Here is a 2,326-nt window from a genome sequence, read left to right on the forward strand (position 1 = left end):
TTTTGGCAACGCAGATGCCGTGCCGCAGCCGTCGGAGCGGTGCTTAAGCCGTAAGGCGGGAATTGTGCGGTGTTGCCTTAGACGATATTGATTCTATACGTTAGGAACTTATTATTTTGAAGCAAAAATTTCGATCCTTGCCTGCGGCGGTGCAGGTGGCTGTAACGGCGGTGGTGGTTGTGGTGCTGGCGGTTGTTTTGACCGTTTGGCGGCACAACGGCAGCACCTATCTGACCGGCTTTTGGGACAATGGCTCCCAGACTCTCGTGTTCGGCCGCATGCTGCAGATGCAGCAGAACCAGACCAGCCCCGGCGGCTTTATGGGGGTATATACCCAGGACTGGAGCGATGAACAAAACCGCTACTGGTACCAGGACAACACCCCCGTTTCCCCGCAGGATTTTCAGGCTTACACCCACCAGACCGGGCTGCAGGGCTGGGCGTTCGGCGTGCTGAACAAAGTGCTCTCTGTTTTTGAGGACCGCGGCGAAGCGCGGGAAATCATACTGTACAACATCAACAGTATGTTGTTCTATGCGGCTACTCTGCTGGTCTGCCTGGCCGTATGGCGGGCGTGGGGGCCGCTTTCCGCGCTGGCGTGGCTGTGCGCCGTGGTGTTTGCCCCCTGGCCGCAGCGCGGCATGAAAGACCTGTACTGGTGCCTGTGGACCTGGTTGCTGCCCGCTTTGGCGGGGCTGCTGCTCTGTGCCGTTACCCGGCGGCGCGGCAAAACGCCCTGGTGGTGTTACCTGCTGGTGTTCGCCGCCTGCATGGTGCGCTGCATGTGCGGGTTTGAGTTTATTTCCACCTTTTTGATCCTGTGCGAAGCCCCGCTTGTCTACTGTTGGGCCGGCGGGGACCGCCGCGCCTGGCTGCGCCGCATGATATGCACCGGCTTTGCTGCTGTGGGCGGCGTGGCAGCGGCGCTGGGGGCCTGGTTTATTCAGGGGGTCATCTATTTTGGCAGTGCCACAGGCAGCTGGCAGAACCTGACCGGGGCTGTTACCAGCCGTGTCAGCCTGACGGATGATATGGTGAGCGATGTCAGCGTTGCACAGGTTCTGACCCGCTATTTTGTGGAGGTGGATGAACCCCTGCTGCAATTCGGCCCCTTGACCATCACCTTAAAGCCGCTGATCGCCGTTACCCTGCTGGGCTTTGCCCTGTGCCTTGCGGTGCTGGCCCTGCGCAAAAAGCTGCTGGCCGTGTTGGCCGGGCCTGCGCTGGTGTGGGTGCTCAGCTTGGCGGCACCGGTATCCTGGATGGTGCTTTCCAAAGCACACGCCTATGTGCATGTCCATCTGGTGCCCATGCTGTGGCATTTTGCACTGGTGCCGGTCAGCTGTGCGCTACTGGTGTGGCTGGTTAAAACCGCCATCACTGCGGTAAAAGAATAATTGGAATCCCGCCGCCGGGCTTGCGCACCGGCGGCGTTTGTATTACAATCAAAGGCAGCAATGCGTTTTTGATTGAGTAGCAAAGGGGGAATCTGCCATGTGGCATCCCATCAAACATTATAAAACCATCCACCACCACAAAATGCTGGTCATGCAGGGGTGTTTCCGCTGCGGGCTGTACTGGCAGGGGTTGACCCATGATTTGAGCAAACTGTCCCCCGTGGAATTCTGGGCCGGTGCCAAATATTGGCAGGGCACCTGCAGCCCCAACAACGCCCAGCGCAAGGCGGAAGGCTACTCTGCCGCATGGCTGCACCACAAGGGGCGCAACAAGCACCACCTGGAATACTGGATTGACTATGCCCCCAACGGCGATCACGCCATGGCCGGGATGCGCATGCCCAATCGCTATGTGGCGGAAATGGTGTGTGACCGCATTGCCGCCAGCAAGAATTACAAGGGTGCCAGCTACACAGACGCCGCCGCGTGGGAGTATTACAAACACAGCCGTGACCACTACATCCTGCACCCCGAAACCCGCAAACAGCTGGAAACCTGCCTGTTGATTTTGCGGGATGAAGGCGAGGACGAATGTTTCCGGTATATCCGCACGCAGTTGCTGGGGAAGAAAAAATAAAAACGGGGTACCGCCACCAACCCCGTAGGGGCGCACATTGTGCGCCCGCTTGCCATTTTTACGAGACGTTCTGCCTGTGGCCCGATGCGAGCATCGGCCCCTGCGCGGGGAGTTATCCTCAGGGGAAGTCAAAATTTCTCATAAATTTGTTACACCATCCACCTCAAGGTTTCGGAACGGTCAAGACCGTTCCCTACAGAGCACTTTATAATTAGGGCAATACCGCATAATTCTAAGTGCCGATACGGCGAGCGAGGTGCGGCAGATGCCAAGCCAAAAGCGCAGATAATAC

2 protein-coding genes are annotated in these 2,326 nt (G+C 58.0%); both read left to right on the forward strand.

Annotated features, from left to right (window positions below):
- The first annotated feature begins 116 nt into the window (after nt 1–116).
- The gene (locus tag C4885_RS16020; protein WP_114001288.1) at nt 117–1,397 is read left to right on the forward strand and encodes a hypothetical protein; all 1,281 of its coding nucleotides are present in this window, start codon (nt 117–119) and stop codon (nt 1,395–1,397) included.
- 97 nt (nt 1,398–1,494) lie between these two features.
- The gene (locus C4885_RS16025; RefSeq protein ID WP_114001289.1) at nt 1,495–2,034 is read left to right on the forward strand and encodes a DUF5662 family protein; all 540 of its coding nucleotides are present in this window, start codon (nt 1,495–1,497) and stop codon (nt 2,032–2,034) included.
- Nucleotides 2,035–2,326 lie beyond the last annotated feature (292 nt).

Source organism: Subdoligranulum sp. APC924/74 (assembly GCF_003324125.1).
Taxonomy (GTDB): Bacteria; Bacillota; Clostridia; order Oscillospirales; family Ruminococcaceae; genus Gemmiger; species Gemmiger qucibialis.

Excerpts from the sequence above, each read along its gene's own strand:
- C4885_RS16025 (WP_114001289.1), top strand. The coding sequence starts at position 1,495 with ATGTGGCATCCCATCAAACATTATAAAACCATCCACCACCACAAAATG.